The sequence below is a fragment of the Actibacterium sp. 188UL27-1 genome, from assembly GCF_016901225.1.
In the GTDB taxonomy this organism is placed as follows: domain Bacteria; phylum Pseudomonadota; class Alphaproteobacteria; order Rhodobacterales; family Rhodobacteraceae; genus 188UL27-1.
On record NZ_JAFEUL010000003.1, the window covers coordinates 188,586 to 208,397 of the forward strand.

Consider the following 19,812-nt stretch of genomic DNA (forward strand, 5'->3'; position numbering starts at 1 on the left):
TACCGATCATAGAACACCCACTGGCAGGCTTGGCCCATTTGCGGCGCTTTGACCAAGGTCCCGACCGCAGACCAAGATCACATGGCAGAACAGGCGCAGCGCCATGAGGACATGTCGGCGGTTTACCAAACCTCCACACCTGGCTCCTCAACCCCCTTGGCAGTGCGCGACGTGGCCTGGGATGACGCCGAGACGCGCGTGCCGCTGAACATCGCCGGGTCCGCACGGATTGCCGCGCAGGAGGGGCTGGGTTTCGCGGCCATCGAACCGTTGATGGACAGCGAAGCCACGACCGAACGGATCACCTATAACCGCGATCTGACCATTGATGTGGAAATCCGCGGCACGCCGGCCTTTGTGACGCTGACCGGGCAACAGCGTATCCCGGAACCAGTGTTCCAACGGGTTTCGGCCGCAGAATGATCTGGTCGCCAACTTTGATCTTTTGCAGCCGCGATGTCAGGGGGCCATCCGGCACATTGATCGAGTAGAACTCCAATTCATCGGCCCAGGACGGCGAGGCAATGGAATAGGCGCGCAACAGGGGCGTGCCGTCCTCCTTGGGCAAGCCGATCATCACAAACTCGCCCGACCGAAACCTAAGCGACCGCGGACGACGAATCCGAAATGAAAACAACGTGTCGGTCCAATGGGTGACCGCCATGACGGCTTGGGTATCTGGCATCACTTTCAACGGAGCCGTCCGAACGTTCATATCATACCGCCTTGTCAGAGAAATGGGCATCCAGTTTTCTGGGCACGCCATCCATCTTGTCAGCGGTGGGCAACGGCTCTTTCGCCTCCACGATCACAGGCCAAAGCTCAGCATATTTGTGGTTAAAGGCGACCCAGCAGTCCATTTTGGCTTCGGTGTCCGGCCTTATGGCGTCAGCGGGACATTCCGGTTCGCACACACCACAATCGATGCATTCATCCGGGTGGATCACCAGCATGTTCTCGCCCTCGTAGAAACGATTGGCGGGGCAGACCGATACGCAATCGGTATATTGGCACGCGATGCAATTGTCGGTAACCACGGCTCTGTTGCACAAATGCTATGGAGGATTCATCACGTGAATCCAGCCTGGTAGCTGGGCTGCATGGAGCAGACCTCCCCCCCCGATCTACAGGACCGGGAACTGGCCGGCCTATAACGAAGCGCTCAAGCGCCGTGGCTCGCTGACGATCTGGTTCGACCCCGAGATGAGCTGGGATGCCTTGCCGACAGGCAGGCGTGGCCGCCAGCAGACCTATAGCGATGCCACCATCCAGATGTGCCTTTCGATGAAGGTGATATTCGGCATGGCGCTCAGGCAGACGACCGGCTTCGTCGAGAGCCTGCTGCAGCTGGTTGGCCTCGACTGGACGGTGCCTGACTTCAGCACCCTGTCCCGCCGCCAGAAGACCCTGGCTGTGAACATACCGTATCGCGGGTCCAAGGGGCCGCTGCACCTGCTGATCGACAGCACTGAGATCAAGGTTGAGGGCGAAGGCGAGTGGCACACACGCAAGCATGGCGGCCCGCAAGAACGCCAAACAGTGGAAGACAGTCACAGCCGGCGCGGTCGCACGAAACGAAGCACCGCGGGCATTGAAATACCTCGATCGTGCCCTCTGGCGACGATGGAGCGGATACGACCGCCGAAGCCGCGTCGAAACGAAGAGGCACTGTGTGAAACTGCTGGGGCAGCGCCTCATGGCACGGCACTTCGACCGACAGGTCGCCGAGCTTCAGGTCCGTATCGCCGTTCTGAACGGCTACACCGCGCTCGGCATCCCTGTCACAGAGGCCGTGAGATAAGTCCGTTCGGGGAAAGGGGAACCTCGGCCATCAGGCAATTTGCGCAACAGAGCCGGTGACCACGTATGTTATGCCATGATGTCCAATTGGATCTGCCCGACCCCCCTCGACCTGTCCGTCAACTAATTGCCATTGCACCCGCTCCGCTTTCGGCATGGTCATGTCAGCTAAGGGAGATCCGGCACATGATCGCGGGGTTAACAGCCAGCGCCGATGCACAGCATTTGACGGTGACATGGGATAGCGGGGAACGCACCGAACTCTCTGCTTCGAAGCACGTGATGCAAGCACCCGCCGTCAGGTCTTCGACCATGAAGCGGTGACGGTCCTGCCAGGCATCCAGATCACCGGTCTGCGCCAGGTCGGCAATCACGGGGTGAGCGTTAACTTCTCCGACGGTCATGACCGCGCGATCTACCCTTTGCCTATCTGCGCGAACTTTCGAACCAGTTTGACAACTAATTGACAGTAGGTCGCTGCAACGCGGCACAGACTAATATAATAGCGCTTTAGGAGCGTGTTATGGACGAGGTTTCGGATGGACTGACGCAGGTCGACTGCGACATCCTGGTGATCATCGGCGGCGGAACAGACGGGCCCATGGCGGCGCTCAAGGCCAAGCGCAAAAACCCGGATGCAAACGTGGTTTTGCTGGACAAGGCGAATGTGAAACGATCCGGCGCCATCTGCATGGGCATGGATGGACTGAATAACTCTGTCATTCCCGGCTACGCCACGCCCGAGCAATATACCAAAGAGATCACCATCGCGAATGATGGCATTTGCGATCAGGCTGCGGTCTATCGCTATGCCGAAGAATGATATGGCATCATCCAGGAGCTCGACAGTTTCCGGATCCGGTTTCAAAAGGATCAGAACGGCGAATATGATGTCAAAAAGGTGCATCATATCGGCACCTATGTTCTACCTATGCCCAATGGCGATACCGTCAAAAAGGCCTTCTACCGTCAGTTGCGCAAGGCCCGCATCAACATCGTCAACCGCTTCATGGCGACCCGCCTGCTCACCGGCGAGGGTCGGGTAGGGGGTGCGATCTGTGTCAACACACGCAGCGCGGAGTTTCTCGTGGTCCTGGCCAGGCGGTCATCATGGGGTTGGGCGCTGCAGGGCGGCTTGGTCTGCCCACCAGCGGCTACCTCTATGGCACCTACGAGAACGCGTCTAATTCTGGTGAGGGTTACGCGATGGCGTATCACGCTGGTGCAGGCCGTGCGAACCTCGAATGCGATCAGATCAACCCGTTGATCAAGGATTATAGCGGTCCGGCTTGCGCCTATGCGGCGGGCCCGACGGGAGCTACACGGCCAATGCGACCGGCGAACGGTTCATCGAATGTGACTACTGGTCGGGCCAGATGATGCAGGAGTTTTTTTGACGAATTGCAGGGCGACAAGGGGCCGGTTTACCTCAAACTCGACCACCTGGCCGAAGAGACGGTTGCCGAGATTGAGCGGGGGCTTCACATCGTCGAACGGCCAACACGCGGCCATTTCCACCAGGGGCGTGGCACCGACCACCGCAATCAAATGATCGAGATGCATATCTCGGCAATCGGCGTTTGCGCGGGGGATTCCGCATCCGGGATCTTTGTCGACAAACACGCCCGTACAACGATCCCCGGGCTCTATGCGACCGGTGATATGGCCAACGTCCTGCACAATTACATGCTGGGCGTGTTCACAAACGGGGCTTTCGCGGGCCTCGATGCGGTGGATTACATAGCCGATAGGGACTTTGCCAGCTTTGACGACGCCGAGGTCGAGCGCGTCCGCGTGCTGGCGCCCACCAAACGTGACGACGGCATCCCGCCCAACCAGATCGAATACAAGACCCGCCGCTTGGGGAACGACTATCTGCAGCCGCACAAAGTCACCGCCAGGATGGCGCTTGCCCAGCAGCGCTTAGAAGAGGTGCGGGAAGACATGGAAAACGGCATGTATGTCCGCAATGACCACGAATTGATGCGCGCGCTTGAGGCTTCGACCATCCTCGATTGTGCCGACATGGCCGGCGCCGCCTCGATGTATCGCACCGAAAGCCGCTGGGGCCTTTACCACAACCGCGTGGACTACGCGCGCGACGATGAAAATTGGTTCTGCCACACGATCCTGACCAAGGGCGATGATGGCAAACCGGCCCACCGCAAGCAGCATGTCGAACCCTACATCGTCGAAGTCGATGACGATGAAAAAGACGCTTACTACAAGCAACGGGCCAGCGCCTCTTCCGTGGCCGCGGAATAGACAGGAACAGTACCCATGCCTCTCGCCCAAACCGCCACCACCGTACCGGTCGTTGTCGATAACGCGCTATGCATCACCAATAAAGGCTGCACCGTCTGCGTGGATGTCTGCCCGCTTGATGTGCTGCGCATCGTCGAAACCGATGACGGGACCAAGACCGCTTACATGAAATATGACGAATGCTGGTACTGCATGCCGTGCGAGGCTAACTGCCCAACCAACGCGGTTATCGTGAACCTTACCTATTTGCTGAAATGAGCCGCCTGCGACCGCGATCTTCGACGATATCCTGGATTTGGCAGAAGGTCTTGATGATCCGTCGCCGGGCGCCCGGATCATGGCGGTGATTGGCCTTGCCGACAGCGCGGATCCCGCTGCGATCCCGTATCTGGCAAAGGCCGTCACCGACCGGAATGCCGGGGTGCGCAAGCAAGTCGCCCAAGCCCTGACCGATTTTCACGGGCCTGAAATCGCGGCGGCCCTTGTCTTGGCCCTGAACGACAGTGGCGCGGTGGTGGTCGAAGCCGCCGCCGAAAGCCTGACGGAGTTGAAGGATCCCGCGGCCGGTGACGCGATCCTGCCCCGCCTTGACGCCAGTGATGAGGTCAAGCTGGCCGCCTGCCTTGCCGGGATCAAGGAATTGCTCCGGCCCGAGGCTATGGGCACAGCGATCACGGCGCTCAAACACGCTTCCACTGTCGTCCGCATCCAGGCCGTGGGGGTCATCGGATGGTTGCAAGACGAGACGACCTTGCCAGCCTTGCGCGACGCCGCACACGCAGGTCCGCCGCACCGCCCTTGCCGCTTTCGGGTTCCCTAAATCCGACCATGCCGAAACCACCTTGGTCAACAGCCTGAAAGATCCGGAATGGATGGTGCGGGAGGCCGCCGCCGAAACATTGGCAAAATCGGGCGGCGCGCAATCGGTGCCCGCACTTCGAATCGCGCTGGATGATGAATTTTGGCAAGTCCGCTTAAAAGCCGTGCGGTCCCTCGGGCGTCTTGGCGCTGCTGAGGCTGCAATGCAAATCGGCCCGATGATGGATCTTCCCGTACCCTATCTGCGCAAAGAATGCGCCGCAGTTTTGGGGGAATTGGCCGTACCAGAAACGGTCCAGTTTCTTAAGAAATACGCAGATGACGCAGATCCAGACGTTCGTAAAAATGTTCGTTGGGCTTTAGGAAAACTCGCCGCCTGAACCACCGGGTATCGCGATGAACATTACGCTCTCCAAGCTGGCCTTGGAGGGCTAAGCTGTCTGGATGAAATCCCTCCAAACTACTGATTTAAAACATTATTTTCAAATGAGATTCGTTTCAAAATCGTTAATCAACTTGCGCAAGCATCCCCATTTACCCACTTTCGTGCATTAATTTTAGGCATTCGGCAAATACTATTCGTTTTGGTCCATACGAAATTTTGCCCTGCGTAAAAACCGCCAAATACTACCGCACAGATAATCATATTCTCTCTCCAACAGGGGGTAACCATGAATAACGTTATCAAAGGCACCATTCTCGCAACGGCGCTTTTTCCGTTTGCAACGATGGCCGCAGCCGAGAAAATAAATATCGCCATCGGTCACCAATCCATGTGCACCGATACCTATACGGCCGGCATTGTGATCAAAGAGCTTGGCGTGCTTGAAAAGTATCTGCCCACAGACGGCAAATACGCAGAGGCGGATTATGATATCAGCTGGGCCGATTACAGTTCGGGCGGGCCAATCACCAATCAGATGCTCGCCAATAAACTGAACTTCGGCGTGATGGGGGATTATCCCCTGATCGTGAACGGCGCCAAGTTTCAGGAAACCGACAGCCTGCGCACGCTCTATGTGGCCGGGACCGGATACAACCTAAAGGGGTCAGGCAACGCCATCGTCGTACCGGTTGAAAGCGACATCTATTCGATTGACCAGCTCAAGGACAAAGAGGTGTCAACGCCCGTCGGCTCCGCCGCGTGGGGCATGCTGCTCAAGGCAATGCAAGATAACAATATTCCGACCTCTGACTATGTGCTGAAAAACCAAAGCCCCGCCGTGGGTGCCGCCAATATCGCGGCGGGCAAGATCGACGCCCATTCCGATTTCTGCCCCTGGTCTGAAATCATGGAATTCCGCGGGACGGGCCGCCAGATCTATGACGGCTCTGGAACCGGCGTGCCCTACCTGCATGGCGTCGTCGTCCGCCAGGATTTTGCCGAGGAATATCCCGAAGTTGTCGAAGCCTTCATCAAGGCCGTGTGGGAAGCAGGCGAATGGATCCGCGCCGACCCGATGGAGGCCGTGTCCCAGATGGAAGGGTGGACTGGCGTCGAGAAAGAGATGCTTTACCTGTACTTCTCCGAAGGCGGTCATCTGACGCTGGAGCCGTCGATCAAGAATGCCTGGGTCGATGCGCTCAAGTTCAACCATGGCGTTCTCACCACGGAAATGGCGATCCCACCGCTCGATTTTGAGGCCTGGATCACCGAGGACTATATCCGCGCGGCCTATGCCGATCTGGGCGTGGAATATGACGCCGACAAAGCCGTGATCGTTGCTCCCGTGGCCGCCAATAAGGGCCTCCCGATGGAGATCTGGCATGCCCGCGACGGTGTCACAACCTATCCCAGCATGCCCGAATTCCTGAAAGCCATGGCCGATATGCAAGGCACCGATGCCAAGCTGAACGCCACCTGTGTCTACGACATCGAGACCGGTCTTAAACTGTTCGGCAAGACCGCGTTCTGGGTCAAATCGAGCGACGACTACGCGACCTTCCTGCGCAAGGGCGAGGCGGAAACCTATGCCGGGGCAAATGATGGCACGGTGATTTCCTTCGAAGACACCATCGCCGATTTCGTCACCGCAGGCTGATCACGGCCATACAAGTATCGCAAACAGGCTGTGACCATAGCCTCGAAGACCGCAGATCCACAGACCTCTCCCGTAGATCCTGTCCCCGCGGGGACAGCCCCCGCGCCGAGGCCGCCGGCCAAACTCGGACGGTCATTCAATTGCCGCAAATCTCCCGTGAACGGTTGGGCAATATCGGCATCGTCGCTCTCTCCCTCTCCATCGGGGTTGTGCTCTGGCACCTGGCGACCGAATTTAACCTCAACCCCTATATCAGTTTTGAGAATGTTCCCTCACCGCTCAAGGTTTTCACCGCCTTCATCGCCCATATCCAAACCGATATGTTCTGGACACATATCGGCGTGTCGATGCGGCGAATCCTCATCAGCTATTCCATTGCCACGGTGCTCGGCATCTTTATGGGCGGTCCCGGATCATGCGGGCCTTCATCATGCCCTATATCGAGGTGATCCGCCCGATCCCGGCCGTCGCCTGGATCCCGCTGTCAATCCTGATGTGGCCGACCGAAGAAAGCTCGAGCATCTGGGAAGAATGGCTGATCGAGATTGGCCGGATGAACTATGACTACGGCACCGGCATCTCGGAATGGAGCCTCAACGTCGTACCCGCGCGCCTTTTGGTGCTGGCCATTCTGGGGCCATGGTCTCGCTCTGCCTCACGCTCATGGGGCGCGACACATGCAGCACCGGCACATCGACGACGCTCAGGGCAACGACAGGGCCGGGCGCCATCTTGGTCGCGATAACCAACGCGACCATGAGCTGGATAGTTTCTTGCGCCACGCCATCCTGGGTCGTCGGGTTGGCGATGCTGGGCCTTGGTGTCTCGACCTCCCTCGCGCTTAGAGCATGGGACCGGTGCTCACAACAGCGGGGCTGGGGCTGCTGGTTGCGCTGATCCTGGTCCTCGCATGGCGCAAATCGCGGGCCGCGCTCGCACTGCAAGGATCCTCCATCCATGCTTGATGTCCTGAAATTCAAAACCCCCAACCCGGCCACTGCAAAGGGCAAGGGTCAGATCGCAATTGACGACGTGTCGATCACGTTCGGTGCGGGATCAGAGGCCCATCGCGCGGTGGAGACGACGTCGAGCGATATCCAGGCTGGGGAGTTCGTGTGCATCCTCCGCCCGTCCGGCTGCGGAAAATCCACGCTCCTCAACGCAATCGCCGGATATGTGACCTCCACAACCGGACAGGTCACCGTCGATGGCGTCCCGGTTGAAAACCCCGGCCCCGACCGGGGCATGTTGTTCCAGCAATGTTCCCTACTGGCTTGGAAGACGGTCTACGAAACCGTCGCCTTCGGCCCCAAAATGGCTGGTCAAAGCCGGACCGAAGCCGGGGCCACCGCCATTCCTGGAACTGGTTGGCCTCAAAAAATTCGGCAGCCGCTATCCGGCAGAGCTGTCGGGCGGGATGCAACAGCGCGTCGGCATCGCCCGCGCCTTGGCCAACTACCCGTCAGTTCTGCTGATGGACGACCGCTTTGGCGCGCTTGACGCCCAGACCCGGCTGATGCTGCGAGAAAGCCTGCTGGAGATCTGGCGCAAATTCGGCACCACCGTCGTGTTTGTGACCCATGACGTGGATGAAGCCGTCTTCCTGGCGGATCGCGTTCTGATCATGAGCGCCGCACCGGGCTGCATCATCGAAGATGTGTCGATCAAACTGCTGCGCCCACGTTCCACCGACATGACCACAACGCCGGAATACCTGAAGGCGCGCCAGTTTTGCCTCGACACGATCAAATCCGAAAGCCGCAAAGCCTTTGAGGATCAAAACGCATGAGGTGGATCACCGCCCTCCTCATCTGGCTGCTGGCATGGCCTGCCTTGACACAGGTCCAAGGGGTCATGCTGGACGAACCGCTGGACCTGCCGCCATTCGCTTTCACCAACACTGACCTTGATGAGGGCCGGACCCTGATCATGTTCGGCTTCCTTTCTTGTCCCGATATCTGCCCCTTCACCTTGGGCAACCTAGAGGCCATCGTGACCGAAACCGGCATGCGGGTGCGTCCGGATAATGTACCGAACGTAGTCGTCGTCTCGGTTGGTCCGGAACGGGACGCGGCCTTTGTCAGCGAATACGCCAAATTCTTTCATCCCGATTTTACCAGCTTCACCGGGACCCGGGATCAGATCTATGCCTTGATCGAGGCGACGGACAGTTTCTACCGGCTGATGAAACCGGACCATACCGGGTATTACGAGGTGCAGCACTACTCGTCCGTGTCGGTCATCGCGCCCGATGGGACCTTACGCGCCAAGCTGCAGCCGCCCTTCGACCCGGCCCAAATCGCGGAATTTCTGGCGCGTCTCCAAATCAGCTATCGGAAGGAACTTGCGCAGTGAGACTTCTGCCCGTCCTTGCCATGATCATCGCCCCCGCCGCCGCCATGGCCGAGGGTGTGAAAATCGAAGACGCGATGGTGCCGCTGGCCCCCCCTGGGATGATGGCCCACGCCGCCTATCGGAAGCTGACCAATGCAGGCGATGCGACGTGCCAACTGATCGGTGTCAAAGCAGAAGGGTACAAGACGGCCCATTTGCACCAAAGCGCCAACGCGGGCGGTGTCGCCACGATATCAGTCGTTGACCAGATAGAGATTGCGCCGGGCCAAAGCGTGGCGTTCGAACATGGTGGCCTGCACATCATGCTGATGCACCCTGTGGACGTCGCAAAGGAAAGCGACATCGTCAACCTGACCCTCCTATTTGCGGATGGTGAAGCGCTGTCGACCCCGGCCAAAGTCATGCACCTGCACCATGATGAGTCATAGGGCGATCCTTGCTTTGGTTGCGGCACTTGTGGCCGCCCCGGTTCAGGCCGATTTCGATGCGGACGCCTTTCCACCCTATGAACCGCCCTGGCGGATTACCTCTCTGCCCAGCCCCGGTCATGATCCATCCGCGCGACGAAATGCAAGACGCGCCCAGCGCCATCTTCCTGTCGGAATATCTGCTGGACATCAACGACGGTTCGGGATTTCTAAGCCCTCTGTCCGCGCAGGATCAAAAGACCGTTCGGAAACTTGGGACCCGCTGCACCTTTTCCAAAGGGTCGGGGATCTTCCCGCAAGGGGATTCCCATACCGGCGTCTGGATCATCGAAGCCGGTCGCGTCCGAACCTATTGTACCGGGCCAACAGGGCGCGAGATCACGCTGGCTTATTGGAGCCCGGGCCATTTCATCGGCGGGCCAGAGGTGTTTGGCCACGGGCACCATGTCTGGTCAGCGGATGCGCTGGAAGACTGCGAGATGCTGTTTTGTCCGGCATGAGCATGCAAAAGCTGGTGCGCGAGGTCCTGGATGCCGCCATCGCGGTAATCCAGGGACCGATCGCCTCAATCGTCGGGGCGACCCGGCAATGGGTTACCCAATCCCTAGACAAGCTCAAGGGGGAGGGCGTGTTAGAGATCACTCGGACCGAGATCATCGTCTATCAGATCGACGCCCTGCAGGAATAACTCGGGGCCACCCGGCTTTCGCTACTCTCACCCATCCGGCATGGAGAATGGGCGCGGATCGGGAAGGGGGGACTGCCCGCCGTAATGGGGCAGGTCCTGGCGGCGCAGTTTCAGCGCGCCGTCCCGTTCCAGGGTCAAACAGTGATTGGCGATCTGCTCCAGCGTGGCAAACCAAACCTCGCCCGTCTCCTGCATCTCTTGGATCATCTGTTCGATCCGTTGCCACCGGGACAAACGCCCCGAGACGAAGGGATGCCAGACCCCGATCCAAAGCCCACCACCGGCCCTGCGCATCGCGTTGAATTCGGCCATAAAGACCTCCATCGCGCGGTCGGGGGGCAACAACTGAAACATGTAATCCAGGTCAATGGAATGCACATAGGGTGGCCAGTCATCGGTCGCCCAACTGACGGGCAGTTCAACCAACTCGCCCTTTGGCGTCGCCAGCATATAGGGCACGTCATCCCCCATCAGCGAGCTGTCATAGAGGAACCCCGCCTCCGCCAGTAGGTCGGGTGTCTGTGCCGACATATTGTAAAGGGGGGAGCGGTTGCCACGGGGCCGTTTGCCCGTGAACGTCTCGATCACTTCAATCGAGCGCTGCATCCAGTATCGCTCCTCCTCTGGCGGTAGGGCATTGGGCGCTTCGTGAATGTAGCCGTGAAAGCCCACCTCGTGCCCGCCCTCAACGATCGCCTCCACCGCCTTGGGATGCTGTTCGATACACCAGGCAGGGATGAAAAAGGTCTGGGTGAGGCCAAACCGTTTGTAGCCGTTCAGGATCCGCGGGATTGCCACATCGGGACCGTAGCGAAGCATTGAAATCGTGGACAGGTAGTTCACACCGGCCTTGCCCTTTTCGATATGGATCAGGCTGTCGGCATCCATGTCAAAGGTGATCGCAACAGCGACCTTTGCCCCGCCGGGCCAGGGGATTGGATTTTGTATCATGGGATCCTCGCTATAGCATCACCGCCCCACCCGAGGGGCAGAGCGTCTGCCCGGTCATGAAGCTTGCGCCCGGCCCGGCCAGGAACAGGGCGGTGGCGGCGATTTCATCGGGTGTTCCGATCCGCCCCATGGGGTTCTGGGTCTCAAGCGCCAGGGCCTCGGCAGACATCGTCTCGGCCGACAGCATCCGCGTATCCGTCGGGCCTGGCGCGATGGCGTTGACCAAAATGTCGGGCGCAAATTCGTGGGCCAAGGCGCGGGTCAGGCCGATCACCCCGGCTTTCGAGGCGCAATAGGCCGCAAAGTTGGCCCGCCCCAGATGGGCAAGCTCCGACGCGATCAGGATCAACCGCCCCTGTCCCCGCGGGGACAGGGCTTTTAGCGCCCCTTGGGCCACCAGGAACGAACCGCGCAGATTGACCGCGATCTGGCGGTCGAACTCCGCGACTGACATGTCCAGCGTGGGACATTCGATCAGGATCCCCGCGGCATTCACCACGCAATCGAGCGGGCCCGCCACATCGAACATCGCCGCGACAGAGGTTTCGTCACTGACATCGACCTGGATCGCTTGGCCGTTGGTCGCACTAGCCGTGTCGCTGGCATCATCCAGATCGGCGGAAATGACCGTGGCACCCGCCTCGGCCAGGGCGCATGCCGTCGCAGCGCCGATTCCGCGAGCTGCCCCGGTGACCAAGGCGCGTTGCCCTGCCAGCATCATTGCATCAACTCCCCACGGTCGACCGTAAAGGCCTGGCCGGTGATGTTGCGCGCGGCATCCGAGGCCAGGAACAGATACATGTCGGCCATATCAGTGGGCTCCATCAGGCCAGGTAACGCCTGCGCGCCGATGATTTCGTCGAGCAACGCCGCCTCGTCTCGACCCGTCCGGGCCGACATCGCAGCGAGGGACCGCATGGATGCCTCGGTCCGCACCCAACCGGGGCAGACCGCGTTGACGGAGATCCCCCGAGGCGCAAGTTCCTGCGCCAAGCTACGGGTCAGGCCGATCACCGCATGTTTGGACGCGCAATAGGCCGAAAACTCTGCCACCGCCGTCTTGCCCCACATCGATGCCGTGTTCACGATCCGTCCACCATCCCGCATCTTGTGTAGTAGGGCGCGGATCACACTAAATGTGCCAATAATATTAACCTCTGTGATCTGGCGAAAGGTCGCGTCGATCTCCGGGGACGGATCATCGATGGGCGTGATCCGTTCGAGCCCCGCATTGTTGACCAGCACGTCCAAGGGCCCGCAGGCTGCCGCCATCGCCGCCACCTGATCAAGGTCGGCGATATCGCAGGTGACACCTGTGACCGCGCGCCCGAATTCGTCTGCCCAACGTGCTGCAACCTCGGCCACGTCAGGTTCCAGCCCGATGATGGTCAGGTCTGCGCCGGCCGCCAGAAACCCACGGGCGACACCGGCCCCCAGGCCCATATTGCCGCCGGTGATCACGACATGCTGGCCGGTGAAATCATGGGGCATGGGCGGCCTCCGCTTCGGCGCGTATGTATTCGGCCCGGATGATCTGTTGCACCTCGCGGCGCAAGCTGAGGAAGGCAGGCGTGTCGCGCAACGCCTGATCGCGATCATCCGGCCCCAACTGTTCGGTCACGTTGATGTCTTCCAACACGCGCGCCGGACGGGCGGAAAAGACGACCAGGCGGTGGGCCAGCAAGATCGCCTCTTCGACGTCATGGGTGACAAAGATCGTGGTTTTGCCCGCTGTCCGGTTGATCTCGAGCAGCTTGTTTTGCAGATGTTCCCGGGTCAGGGCGTCGAGCGCGCCAAAGGGTTCGTCCATCAGCAGGATGTCAGGATTGGCGGCCAGGGTGCGGGCGATGGCCACGCGCTGGCGCATCCCGCCGGAGATCTGGTTGGTATAGCTGTCGGCGAAACCCTTAAGCCCAACCAGTTCGATGAAGCGGTTGACAGTATCCTCCCGGTCGCTGGCGCTGAGGTCAGCGCGATATTTCAGACCCAGCCGGATGTTGCCCGCCACAGTGAGCCAGGGAAATGCGGCATAGGATTGAAAGACCATGCCGCGGCGGCGATCCGGGCCGCCCAGTCGGGCGCCATCTAGGGTGATCGTTCCGGTCGTTGGCGTCTCCAACCCGCCCACCATGCGCATGACGGTGGTTTTCCCGCAGCCGGAGGGGCCGAGGAAGGTCACGATCTGCCCGCGATCCATGGCCAGGGTCAGGGGGGCGACGGCCTGCACTTTGCGCCCATCGGTGCCGTATGTTTTGGAGATATTGGTGAGGTCGAGATATGCCATGCCCTACCGCTCCAAATACCGAAAGCGGCGCCTATGGGCCCAGCGAAACGCCTGGTCGGTCAGCAATCCGATGATCCCGATGGCCACGATCCCCGCCATGACCTCGGGCGTTTTGACGAACCGCCGCAAGGACCAGATCACGTGGCCGATACCGGAGGAGGCCGCCACGATCTCGGCGATGATCAGGTAGGTCCAGCACCAGCCCAGGGTGATGCGCAGGTTATCAACGATATTGGGCAGGGCCGCTGGGAAGACGATGTCGCGGATCACCTGCCACTGGCTGGCCCCCAGGGTGAAACCGGATTCCACGTATTCGGCGGGCACACGTTTCGTGTCGTCCGAGATCAGCAAGACAAGTTGAAAGAACGTCCCCATCCACAAAACCGCGATCTTGGATGCCTCTCCCACGCCGAACCAGATGATCAGCAGCGGTACCATGGCGGGCACGGGCAAGTAGCGGATGAAATCCACGAAAGGCTCCACAAAGGCGCCGACTGCGCGGTAGCACGACATCAGCAGGCCCAGCGGCACCGCAACGATGACCGACAGTAGAAAGGCCAGCCAGACCCGCCCGACCGAAATGGCGATGTCGCCTGCGAAGTTGCGTTCGGTGAACAGCCGCCCGAACGCCTCCACCACGGCGAAGGGGGTCGGCAGGAACTGCTGTTTCACCCAACCCGACACCGATGCGACATGCCAAAGGCCCAGGAACAGCAACAGCCCCGCCAAGCCAAGGGCAAGCTCGGTCCGGCGCGGCAGGGAGGTGCGAAACCCAAACACCGGTTTAGCTCAGCGGGTCTTGCCCTCGAACAAATCCGGCAGCAGGCTGCCGTCGATATAGGGCGCATAGTCAAGCGGCCCGTCCTGCAGATCGAGCGACAGGTTGATTTTGTTGAAGTCGTCGAACACCGTCCGCAATTTGCCGTCGCCAGAGGCGGGCATGTAGTCCAGCGTCTCCTCATAGGTGGTGTATTTGACGCCCGCCAAGGCCTCTTTCATCTCTTCCGGGGGCACGTCGAATTCTGGCGCGGACAGCGCGATAAAGGCGTCTGGATCCTCAACATAGTCGTCAATCGCCCGGTAGATGCCCCGGAGGAATTTGGCGTATTTCTCTCGATTGGCCTGATAATCATCGGTGCGGACCAGGATGATATCGGTGATCAGCCCCTCGTAATCTGCCGATGACAGCAGCACCTTTGACCCCTCGCGGGAGGTGTTCTTGACAATCTGGCTCAGCATCGGTTCCCAAGTGGCGACGGCGGCAATGCTGTCATCCTCAAAGACCGCGATAGAATCGTCTGTGTTGATCAGTTTGATATCCAGATCCGCCACTGATTTGCCGATCTCGCTGAGCGCAAACTGGGTCAGGACCGTGCCGGGGTGGTTGATTTCCCCGGCGAAGGTCTTGCCCACCAGATCCTCCACCGTCTCAATTCCGGGGCCCGCCACAACGCCATCGGCGCCGACCGAGATGTCGATGGTCCCGATGATCGTGCCCGTCGTCTCCGCCGTGCGGGGCCGTGCCATGCTTTCGCCGATGGTGCGCATGGTGCAATCGACCGCGCCCGTTTCCAGCGCAGGCAGCACATTCGCGCGGTCATTGTCAAAGGCCCAAGTCACGGTCAGCTCTTCCTCGGCGAAATAGCCGTTCTTATCGGCGACAAAGACGGGCGCGAAACCGAACCAGAACGGAAAGACGCAGTTGATCGTATCCGCGGCCCGCGCCGTGCCCGCGGTGAGCGTCGCCAGTGCGGCAATCGCTGCTGCAACACCTGTCAGTTTGCGTGAAATCGGTCGTGTCATGATGTTACCCCCTATTTACCCCGGGCTTTAGAGTATGGGGGATGGCGTGAACTGATGAGGTGACACGCAAAGGGTTGCGCAGGGATTGGGCGTTCTGCTGTTTTTCCTGGCGGATTGGTCCGGTTTGCCCGGTTTCTGGGCGCAAGTTTTACGTTTTTGACCAACTTTCGGCGAGCAGGCACAGGATCTCGTACCCCAAGGCGGCACCCGCGAGGGAGGTCACATAGCCTGTGTCAAAGGGCGGCGAAACCTCGACCAAATCCGCGCCCACATAGCTGAGGTTGCGCAGGCCACGCAGCAGAACCTGCGCCTGATGTGTCGTCATGCCACCGATCTCTGGCGTGCCAGTGCCGGGCGCATAGACGGGGTCGAGGCTGTCGATGTCAAAGCTCAGATAGACCGGCCGGTCGCCGACCAAAGCGCGGGCTTCATCTGCAATCGCGGCGGGGCCGGTTGCGTGCAGTTCTTCGCAAAAGACCACGCGCATGCCGTGGGCCTGTGAATAGTCCCATCCTTCGGCAGAGTTCTGGGTGCCGCGGATGCCGATCTGAATAGTGGCTTTGGGGTCGATCAAGCCTTCCTCGACCGCGCGGCGAAAGGGGGCGCCATGGTTGAACTTGGACCCCTGGAAGCTGTCCCACGTATCGGTATGGGCATCGACATGGATCAGTGCCACTGGGCCGTCCGCAGCCACTGCCCGCAACAGGGGCAGCGACACGGAGTGGTCCCCGCCAAACCCAAGGGGTAGGATACCGGCATGAACCAGTTTGGTGGCAAATGTTGCGATCTCACCATGGCTCGCCTCAATATCGAACATGCTGGTGAAGGCCACGTCGCCCATGTCGCGCACCTGGCACCGGGCAAATGGATCGATCCGCGTGGCGTGGTTGATCGACCGGATGAGCGAAGACTGGTTGCGGATCTCTCGTGGGCCGTGGCGCGCACCCGGGCGGTTGGTCAGCGCGCCGTCATAGGGAATGCCGAACAGGCCGATATCAACCCCGTCCAGCCGATCAGCTAAAGGCGCGCGCAGCAGCGTCGCCACCTCGGCAAAGCGGGGCGCCCAGCGGTCAGGTGTGGCGGGGGGGCGAAAGGTCGTCATGGCGCGCCCTTTGCGTGGAGAATGCGGCCGATTGTGTTCAGCAACAATTGCGCCGCTAGGATCGAGGTACTGCCGGTCGGGTCGTAATCCGGCGCGACCTCCACCAGGTCGATGCCGACGATGGGCTGGCGTTTGGCGAGGATCGCGATCAGTTCCAGCACTTCGTAATAGAGAAATCCGCCATGGCTGGGCGTGCCGGTACCGGGCGCGATGGACGGGTCAAATCCATCGATATCGATGGTCAGGTATAGTTTGGTATCGGCGGGCACGCGGTCTGCCACGGCCTCTACCCCCAGCTTGCGGATCTGGCGAACCGACAAGATGTCGGAGCCGCGGGCGCGGGCATCGTCGTAGCCTTCCTTGGCGGTGGAGGAGACATTGCGGATACCAAACTGGCTGATCCCGGTGACATGGTCCTGTTCCGCCGCGCGCCGCATCGGGTTGCCATGGCCGTAGCGGACGCCGTGGCGTTCATCGACGAAATCCAGATGGGCGTCGATCTGCACGATATGGATCGGCCCGGCATCGGCAAAGGCGTTGATACAAGGGATATTGACCGAGTGATCGCCGCCCAGCACGACGGGCAAGGCACCGGCGGCCAGGATCTTGCGCACGCCATATTCGATGTTGCGGTGGCTGCCGTCGGTATCGGTATGGATGATATCGGCATCGCCCAGGTCCACGATCCGGGCGCCTTCCAGGTAGGTCACGTCATCCTCATGGTCATAGGCCCCGGCATGGCCGAACGCGAAGAGGGTCGAGGCTTCGCGGATCCCGCGCGGCCCAAACCGCGCGCCAGACCGCCACTGGGTCCCGAAATCGAAAGGCGCGCCCAGGATGGCGACATCGGCATCGATGGCGTCCCAATCCTCGACATATGGATATTTGCCGAAGGTCGCGATGCCGACGAAGGGCAGGTTGAGGCGGCCCGAGGCGTAACCGTGGCTCATGGAAAGTTTCCTCGTGTAAAGTTCCCGTTGTCTAGCATCACACGGTCATATTCTGAAACGCTTCGGTAATCTGGCGGGCAAGCTCTGGGACCAAGGTTTCAACAACGGCCTTGCCCTTTTCCGCTGTCGCACCGGCAGCGGATGACAGCGCGCCGGAATGGCTGACCGAGGCCGGATCGAACGGATAGACATCGTATAGCGGGAAATCTGCGGGCGGGTGGTCGGGGATCAGATCGCGGCGCACCAGATCAGGGGCAAGGTGCAGCATGACGGAGGTTTCCATGACGGCGGCATGCTCCAATTCCCACGAGATCAAGCCATCGGGGAAGAGCACCTTTTCAAGCGCGGCGTTGATGGAGATCCAGTAGCCCATCTTGACGATCCTGACATCGGTGATCCCTTCGGATTTTAGCGCGCGTAACGAAAGGTCCGCCGCTTCGGTCAGGAACATCTGGTTTTCCATATGCCCGTCGAACAGCACGATTTTTGTCAGGCCGTGGCGGGCGAAATCGCAGATCAGGTCGCGCACCATCAGCGTGTAGGTCGCGCCATCCAGGGAGGCGCAGCCTGGCATGTGGTTGCCGCCGCCGCTTTTGGGCTGGGATTTGTAGCCATAGGACAGGGTTGGTGCGACGAGGGCGTCGATCTGCGCTGCCACCCGTTCGGCCAGTCGTTGCGGGATCATGGCATCGGTGCCAAGCGGCAGGTGCGGCCCGTGCTGTTCGAACGCGCCGGTGGGCAGGATCACCACCGGTGGCCCGGCTTTGACCCGCGCGTCAAGCTCGGGAGAGGTCATTTCATCGAGGCGCACGGTCATTGGAGCCAGGCCGGTTCCTGGCCCAGGCGGTGCAGGCCGATATCGCAGGCGTTGGCCTTTTTGTGGGCCTGCCAGAATGCAGCCTCAAACGCCTGGTTCATGGCTTCGGTCTTGGTGTGTTGGGCGAGGAAGGCGGGCATCTCTTCGCGAAGTTCGGCTAAGAGCGCGGCTTCATCGACATGGAGGCATGTGCCGTCTTGTGCCATGATCTGCCCGCCGACGATGGCATGGGTGATTGACGATCCCGTCTCACAATAGACCAGATGGTTTGCAATGTTGTTGCGCGGTGTGAAGGGCACGGTGGCCAGGTCGATGACCAGCATATCGGCCTTATGCCCGGCCTCCAGCGTGCCGGTTTTTGGCAGGCAGGCGCTTTTGGCACCGCCGGACGTTGCCGCGCGTAAAATTTCGGGGGCCGACAGCCAGTAGGCCGTATCGGGCGTTTGAACGTTGTGGATCAGGCCGGCAGCATGCATCACCGCGAACATGCGCGTGGTGTCGGAGGTGGAGACGCCGTCGCTGCCCAGTGCGACATTCACCCCGGCGTCAAGCAGGCGCCGGACAGGGGCGACGCCCGCGCCGAGTTTCTGGTTCGAGATGACGTTATGAGCGATGGAGCAGCGCGCATCGCCCATCAGCTCGATATCCGGATCGGTCACCCAGATCGAATGGGCAATCGTGGTGCGTTCGCGCAGGAGGCCGTGGCGGTGCATATAGGCGATCAGGGTTTCACCGTAGAATTCCGGCCCGGTGACCGCCTGCATCTTGGTTTCGAGGATGTGGGTGTGGAAGGGGGCATCGTGCGCCTCAGCCAACTCCATCGCGGCTTGCATCAGGTCGACGGTGCAGCGCTGAGGCGCGGAGGGGGCCACCATGAAGTTCAACCGCCCGGATCGGCCATGGTGTCGGGTGAACGCCTCCTTGCAATGGGCGAGCCAGGCCTTTGCATCACCCGTGCCCAGGGCATCGGCCTGGGCTGCCAGGTCAGGCCCCACAAAGTCGCGGACAAAGGGGATCGTGTCGAGGAATGGTCGATCCACGATATGACCAGAGATCGTGGCGCGCAGGCCGACATCGTCATAGGCCTGGAACACGGCGTCCAGTTGCTCCGGCGTTTGATGCGGGCTTTCATAGACATCATCGGTGACGCAGGTGGTGCCGGATTTGAGGGACTCGATCGCGCAGAGGGCAGTGCGGAGATAGACCAGCCGGGGCGACAGGACCTGCGCCCCTAGGATCGGATAGGCGTAGAGCATCCACACTTCGAGCGGCATGTTATCGTAGCGGCCCTTATAGAGCGCCTCGGGCGAATGCATGTGGGCGTTGACGAGGCCGGGCATGACCAGCTTGCCCCGCCCGTCGATGGTTTGATCGGCTTGGGACAGGTCCAGGTCAGGGCCGATGGCGATGATCCGGTCCCCTTGGATCAGGAGGTCAGCGGTGAATGGTTTGGCCCCATGATCGGCGTCGAGGACCAGGATTTCGGCCCCGGTGATGGCGATGGACAT

Annotated in this window: 26 protein-coding genes and 3 pseudogenes; 16 read left to right on the forward strand and 13 right to left on the reverse strand. The window is 60.5% G+C overall.

Translation table 11 applies throughout. From position 1 onward, the window contains the following. Positions 1-360 precede the first annotated feature (360 nt). Positions 361-715 (reverse strand): annotated as a pseudogene (locus IU397_RS23230) (FAD-binding oxidoreductase); the annotation flags it as partial. Between the two features lies 1 nt (position 716). Beyond that, a complete protein-coding gene (fdxA, locus tag IU397_RS06240) occupies positions 717-1,037 on the reverse strand; it encodes a ferredoxin FdxA (protein ID WP_204411846.1) in 321 nt (106 codons plus the stop codon). Positions 1,038-1,077: 40 nt separating this feature from the next. Between fdxA and IU397_RS06245 the strand changes: the two are divergent. Further along, a pseudogene (locus IU397_RS06245) lies at positions 1,078-1,801 on the forward strand (IS5 family transposase). Between the two features lie 163 nt (positions 1,802-1,964). On the opposite strand, the gene IU397_RS23235 reads toward IU397_RS06245, so the two are convergent. Next, positions 1,965-2,204, reverse strand: a complete 240-nt coding sequence (locus IU397_RS23235; protein ID WP_239479641.1) for a hypothetical protein — start codon at positions 2,202-2,204, stop codon at positions 1,965-1,967. Here IU397_RS23235 and IU397_RS23830 point away from each other — a divergent pair. The 15 genes and pseudogenes from IU397_RS23830 (at position 2,154) to IU397_RS06320 (ending at position 10,397) form a co-directional block, all read left to right on the forward strand. Then, positions 2,154-2,267, forward strand: coding sequence for a gamma-butyrobetaine hydroxylase-like domain-containing protein (locus IU397_RS23830; RefSeq protein ID WP_370541628.1), 114 nt, complete (start codon positions 2,154-2,156; stop codon positions 2,265-2,267). The two genes, IU397_RS23235 and IU397_RS23830, sit on opposite strands and share 51 nt — an antisense overlap. A 56-nt stretch (positions 2,268-2,323) precedes the next feature. Next, on the forward strand, positions 2,324-2,623 hold the full coding sequence (locus tag IU397_RS06255; protein ID WP_204411848.1) for a hypothetical protein: 300 nt from the start codon (positions 2,324-2,326) through the stop codon (positions 2,621-2,623). A 578-nt stretch (positions 2,624-3,201) separates the two neighbouring features. After that, positions 3,202-4,065, forward strand: coding sequence for a hypothetical protein (locus IU397_RS06260; protein ID WP_204411849.1), 864 nt, complete (start codon positions 3,202-3,204; stop codon positions 4,063-4,065). Positions 4,066-4,080: 15 nt separating this feature from the next. Beyond that, positions 4,081-4,323: a ferredoxin family protein gene (locus tag IU397_RS06265; RefSeq protein ID WP_204411850.1), complete on the forward strand. Its 243-nt coding sequence runs from the start codon at positions 4,081-4,083 to the stop codon at positions 4,321-4,323. 37 nt (positions 4,324-4,360) lie between these two features. Beyond that, on the forward strand, positions 4,361-4,885 hold the full coding sequence (locus tag IU397_RS06270; RefSeq protein ID WP_204411851.1) for a HEAT repeat domain-containing protein: 525 nt from the start codon (positions 4,361-4,363) through the stop codon (positions 4,883-4,885). Between the two features lie 10 nt (positions 4,886-4,895). Next, positions 4,896-5,264: pseudogene (locus IU397_RS06275) on the forward strand (HEAT repeat domain-containing protein); the annotation flags it as partial. A gap of 291 nt (positions 5,265-5,555) precedes the next feature. Further along, a complete protein-coding gene (locus IU397_RS06280) occupies positions 5,556-6,926 on the forward strand; it encodes an ABC transporter substrate-binding protein (RefSeq protein WP_204411853.1) in 1,371 nt (456 codons plus the stop codon). A 140-nt stretch (positions 6,927-7,066) separates the two neighbouring features. Continuing rightward, positions 7,067-7,375: a hypothetical protein gene (locus IU397_RS06285; RefSeq protein ID WP_204411854.1), complete on the forward strand. Its 309-nt coding sequence runs from the start codon at positions 7,067-7,069 to the stop codon at positions 7,373-7,375. Beyond that, positions 7,342-7,671, forward strand: a complete 330-nt coding sequence (locus IU397_RS06290) for a hypothetical protein (RefSeq protein ID WP_204411855.1) — start codon at positions 7,342-7,344, stop codon at positions 7,669-7,671. Before IU397_RS06285 ends, IU397_RS06290 begins: the two co-directional genes overlap by 34 nt. A gap of 212 nt (positions 7,672-7,883) precedes the next feature. Beyond that, entirely contained in the window at positions 7,884-8,426 is a 543-nt protein-coding gene (locus IU397_RS06295; RefSeq protein ID WP_204411856.1) for an ATP-binding cassette domain-containing protein, read from the forward strand. Continuing rightward, on the forward strand, positions 8,344-8,715 hold the full coding sequence (locus IU397_RS06300; protein WP_370541618.1) for a hypothetical protein: 372 nt from the start codon (positions 8,344-8,346) through the stop codon (positions 8,713-8,715). Before IU397_RS06295 ends, IU397_RS06300 begins: the two co-directional genes overlap by 83 nt. Beyond that, a complete protein-coding gene (locus IU397_RS06305; RefSeq protein ID WP_204411858.1) occupies positions 8,712-9,281 on the forward strand; it encodes an SCO family protein in 570 nt (189 codons plus the stop codon). Before IU397_RS06300 ends, IU397_RS06305 begins: the two co-directional genes overlap by 4 nt. Then, positions 9,278-9,709, forward strand: a complete 432-nt coding sequence (locus tag IU397_RS06310; protein WP_204411859.1) for a copper chaperone PCu(A)C — start codon at positions 9,278-9,280, stop codon at positions 9,707-9,709. Before IU397_RS06305 ends, IU397_RS06310 begins: the two co-directional genes overlap by 4 nt. Before the next feature lie 119 nt (positions 9,710-9,828). Further along, complete coding sequence (locus tag IU397_RS06315) at positions 9,829-10,209, forward strand: Crp/Fnr family transcriptional regulator (protein ID WP_204411860.1); 381 nt, start codon at positions 9,829-9,831, stop codon at positions 10,207-10,209. Further along, positions 10,206-10,397: a helix-turn-helix domain-containing protein gene (locus IU397_RS06320; RefSeq protein ID WP_204411861.1), complete on the forward strand. Its 192-nt coding sequence runs from the start codon at positions 10,206-10,208 to the stop codon at positions 10,395-10,397. The genes IU397_RS06315 and IU397_RS06320 overlap by 4 nt, the downstream gene beginning before the upstream one ends. Positions 10,398-10,424: 27 nt before the next feature. On the opposite strand, the gene IU397_RS06325 is transcribed toward IU397_RS06320, so the two are convergent. The 10 genes from IU397_RS06325 to IU397_RS06370 all read right to left on the reverse strand — a co-directional run bounded on the left by IU397_RS06325 (position 10,425) and on the right by IU397_RS06370 (position 19,812). Continuing rightward, the gene (locus IU397_RS06325) at positions 10,425-11,348 is read right to left on the reverse strand and encodes a polysaccharide deacetylase (protein WP_204411862.1); all 924 of its coding nucleotides are present in this window, start codon (positions 11,346-11,348) and stop codon (positions 10,425-10,427) included. Between the two features lie 10 nt (positions 11,349-11,358). Next, positions 11,359-12,069, reverse strand: a complete 711-nt coding sequence (locus tag IU397_RS06330; protein WP_204411863.1) for an SDR family NAD(P)-dependent oxidoreductase — start codon at positions 12,067-12,069, stop codon at positions 11,359-11,361. Then, positions 12,066-12,839, reverse strand: a complete 774-nt coding sequence (locus IU397_RS06335; RefSeq protein ID WP_204411864.1) for an SDR family NAD(P)-dependent oxidoreductase — start codon at positions 12,837-12,839, stop codon at positions 12,066-12,068. Before IU397_RS06335 ends, IU397_RS06330 begins: the two co-directional genes overlap by 4 nt. Next, the gene (locus IU397_RS06340) at positions 12,829-13,632 is read right to left on the reverse strand and encodes an ABC transporter ATP-binding protein (RefSeq protein WP_204411865.1); all 804 of its coding nucleotides are present in this window, start codon (positions 13,630-13,632) and stop codon (positions 12,829-12,831) included. The genes IU397_RS06335 and IU397_RS06340 overlap by 11 nt, the downstream gene beginning before the upstream one ends. Before the next feature lie 3 nt (positions 13,633-13,635). Next, positions 13,636-14,412: an ABC transporter permease gene (locus IU397_RS06345; RefSeq protein WP_204411866.1), complete on the reverse strand. Its 777-nt coding sequence runs from the start codon at positions 14,410-14,412 to the stop codon at positions 13,636-13,638. Between the two features lie 9 nt (positions 14,413-14,421). Further along, positions 14,422-15,435 carry an ABC transporter substrate-binding protein gene (locus tag IU397_RS06350; RefSeq protein ID WP_204411867.1) on the reverse strand — a complete coding sequence of 338 codons (1,014 nt, stop codon included), beginning with the start codon at positions 15,433-15,435 and terminating at the stop codon, positions 14,422-14,424. 148 nt (positions 15,436-15,583) lie between these two features. Beyond that, complete coding sequence (speB, locus tag IU397_RS06355; protein WP_204411868.1) at positions 15,584-16,537, reverse strand: agmatinase; 954 nt, start codon at positions 16,535-16,537, stop codon at positions 15,584-15,586. Beyond that, on the reverse strand, positions 16,534-17,487 hold the full coding sequence (gene speB / locus IU397_RS06360; RefSeq protein WP_204411869.1) for an agmatinase: 954 nt from the start codon (positions 17,485-17,487) through the stop codon (positions 16,534-16,536). Before speB (IU397_RS06360) ends, speB (IU397_RS06355) begins: the two co-directional genes overlap by 4 nt. A 37-nt stretch (positions 17,488-17,524) precedes the next feature. Further along, the gene (locus IU397_RS06365) at positions 17,525-18,304 is read right to left on the reverse strand and encodes a creatininase (protein ID WP_204411870.1); all 780 of its coding nucleotides are present in this window, start codon (positions 18,302-18,304) and stop codon (positions 17,525-17,527) included. Continuing rightward, positions 18,301-19,812, reverse strand: a complete 1,512-nt coding sequence (locus IU397_RS06370) for an amidohydrolase family protein (protein ID WP_204411871.1) — start codon at positions 19,810-19,812, stop codon at positions 18,301-18,303. The genes IU397_RS06365 and IU397_RS06370 overlap by 4 nt, the downstream gene beginning before the upstream one ends.